Source organism: Pseudoalteromonas sp. TAE79, assembly GCF_000498015.1.
Lineage (GTDB): Bacteria > Pseudomonadota > Gammaproteobacteria > Enterobacterales > Alteromonadaceae > Pseudoalteromonas.
The window spans coordinates 1-2309 of the sequence record NZ_AUTL01000294.1 but is presented as its reverse complement, the minus strand read 5'-3'; the positions used below and the strand labels follow the sequence as shown (position 1 = coordinate 2309).

General features: G+C 42.0%; 3 protein-coding genes. All 3 read left to right on the top strand.

The features are described 5' to 3' along the window. Positions 1-225: PilZ domain-containing protein (locus L655_RS0124430; RefSeq protein ID WP_024606569.1), on the top strand; the 225-nt coding region annotated here is incomplete at its 5' end. Between the two features lie 53 nt (positions 226-278). Next, positions 279-1187 (top strand): histone deacetylase, encoded by a 909-nt coding sequence (locus tag L655_RS0124425; RefSeq protein WP_024606568.1) that lies wholly within the window; start codon positions 279-281, stop codon positions 1185-1187. A gap of 137 nt (positions 1188-1324) precedes the next feature. Next, positions 1325-2293: an IS30 family transposase gene (locus tag L655_RS0124420; protein ID WP_024604006.1), complete on the top strand. Its 969-nt coding sequence runs from the start codon at positions 1325-1327 to the stop codon at positions 2291-2293. The last annotated feature ends 16 nt before the right edge of the window (positions 2294-2309 follow it).

The window sequence follows — 2309 nt, the reverse complement described above, 5'->3', positions numbered from 1 at the left end:
AGCCACAATACGCAAGCAATACTGCGTTTTACATTGCCTCAAAGCGATATAGAAATAAAAATGGAAGTAGTGATTTGCCATATTGAAGCCGATCATATTGGTTTAAAATGCCATCACATTGATATAGACAGTATTACTTATTTAAAGCGTTTAATAGAGCTAAACTTAGCCGATGATGAGCTACTGCATCGCGAATTAGCGTCACTTATTAATGACTCGCAATAGACTCATTCTCTTAAGTTGATTACCATAGCGCAAACTTTATAAAGCTTGTAAATATGCGCTTAAATCCTCATTTGCCTTTGGTATACCATCCTAACTACTCGTTTAGCTTTGATCCTAAGCATCGCTTTGTAATGAGTAAATTTGCACATTTATATCAACATATTGCAGAGCTTGGTTTAATCGGCAGTAACCTAGTTGAGCCAATATTAGGCACGCCAGAGCCGCTTGAGCTTGTGCATTGCGATAATTATATCCAAGATTTATGGCACAACCGCTTAGATGAAAAAGCAATGCGTCGCATTGGTCTACCTTGGTCAAAAGAGCTTATGGCACGTACATTTACAGCCCCTCAAGGAACGCTACAGACAGCCCGCTTAGCACTTGAACACGGTATAGCGTGTCATCTTGCCGGTGGTACACATCACGCACATAATGACTTTGGTTCAGGTTTTTGTATGGTTAACGATTTGGCCTTTACCACGCAAACTTTAATTGAATCGGGTGAGGTAACTAACGTACTTATTTTTGATTTAGACGTGCACCAAGGTGATGGCACAGCCGCAATGTTACAGCATCAACCCTATGCGTATACCTGCTCTATCCATTGCGAAAAAAACTTCCCCTTTAGAAAGTCCGCTAGCGATTTAGACATTGGCCTGGCAAATAATATGAAGGACGACGAATACCTTGCCATAGTTGACGAAACACTAAGTTATTTACTTAAAGAGCTAAACCCAAGTTTAGTACTTTACGATGCTGGCGTTGATATTTGGCAAGGTGATGGCTTGGGTAAGTTAGATATAAGATGGGATGGCATAGCTAAACGTGACCATTTAGTGCTAAAACGCTGCCTTGAACACAATACACCTGTAGCTACTGTGATAGGCGGAGGTTACGATAGAGATCATCTACGCCTCGCTAAACGCCACGCTATTGTTGTTGAACAAGCTGCTGGCTTTTAGTTTGAAAGAAAAATGTTAAATTATCGTTCTTGTTTAATATCCTGGATTCAAATTGTAAGTGCATAACTTGTTTTGGGTAGATTAAGTGGTCAGTTGCTCATAAGCTAACTGCTTTTTCTCCGGCAAGAGATTTTACAATGAGACATTACAAACAACTGACCTATGCGCAAAGATGCCAGATCGCCGTTCTAAAGAAAAGTGGTTTTACGCAACAAAGTATTGCTGAGCTAACTAATTTATCGCAATCTACGATTTCAAGAGAGCTTTCTAGAAATACAGGTAAGCGAGGTTACAGACACAAACAAGCTCATGAGCGGGCTTTGTTTCGCCGAAGAAGTGTAAGAAAACCGCTTAAGATGACACCTGAAATGATGGCTTTAATTACCCAGAAGCTTAATGAGAAGTGGAGCCCTGAACAAATAACGGGATGGTTGCGTAAAGAAAGTGAACGGTCTGTCAGCCATGAACGCATTTATCTGTATATCTGGGAAGATAAAAAAGCAGGTGGTGAGTTATACCTACATCTGCGCCGACACGGTAAGAAATATCACAAGCGCAGTCATGGTAAAACAAACCGAGGGCAAATAAAAAATCGCGTTAGCATTGAAGAACGCCCACAAATAGTTGATGAGAAAGGTCGTATCGGAGATTGGGAAATAGATACCGTCATAGGTAAAGGTCATCGAGGCGCCCTTGTTACCATTGTAGAGCGGGTCACCCAATTCACTGTATCAACGCAGGTGGCAGGCAAAACAGCACAAGCCGTCACTGCGGCGACGATAGAACTATTAAGGCCATATAGGTCAGCGCTTCATAGCATCACGGCTGACAATGGAAAAGAGTTCGCTTATCACGAGCAAATCACAGAGGCTTTAAGTGTTCCTGTTTATTTTGCTCACCCTTATCACTCATGGGAGCGCGGATTGAATGAAAACACGAATGGATTACTACGCCAGTATTGGCCGAAGAGCACAGATTTTAAGGCGGTAACACCAGCGCAGGTTATACCAGTACTTGAGCAACTTAATAATCGTCCGAGGAAGACACTTGGATTTGAAACGCCTGCAAAATTGATGCAGGATCACTTGGCGGCTAAAGCCGCCTAAACGTTATGCACTTCAG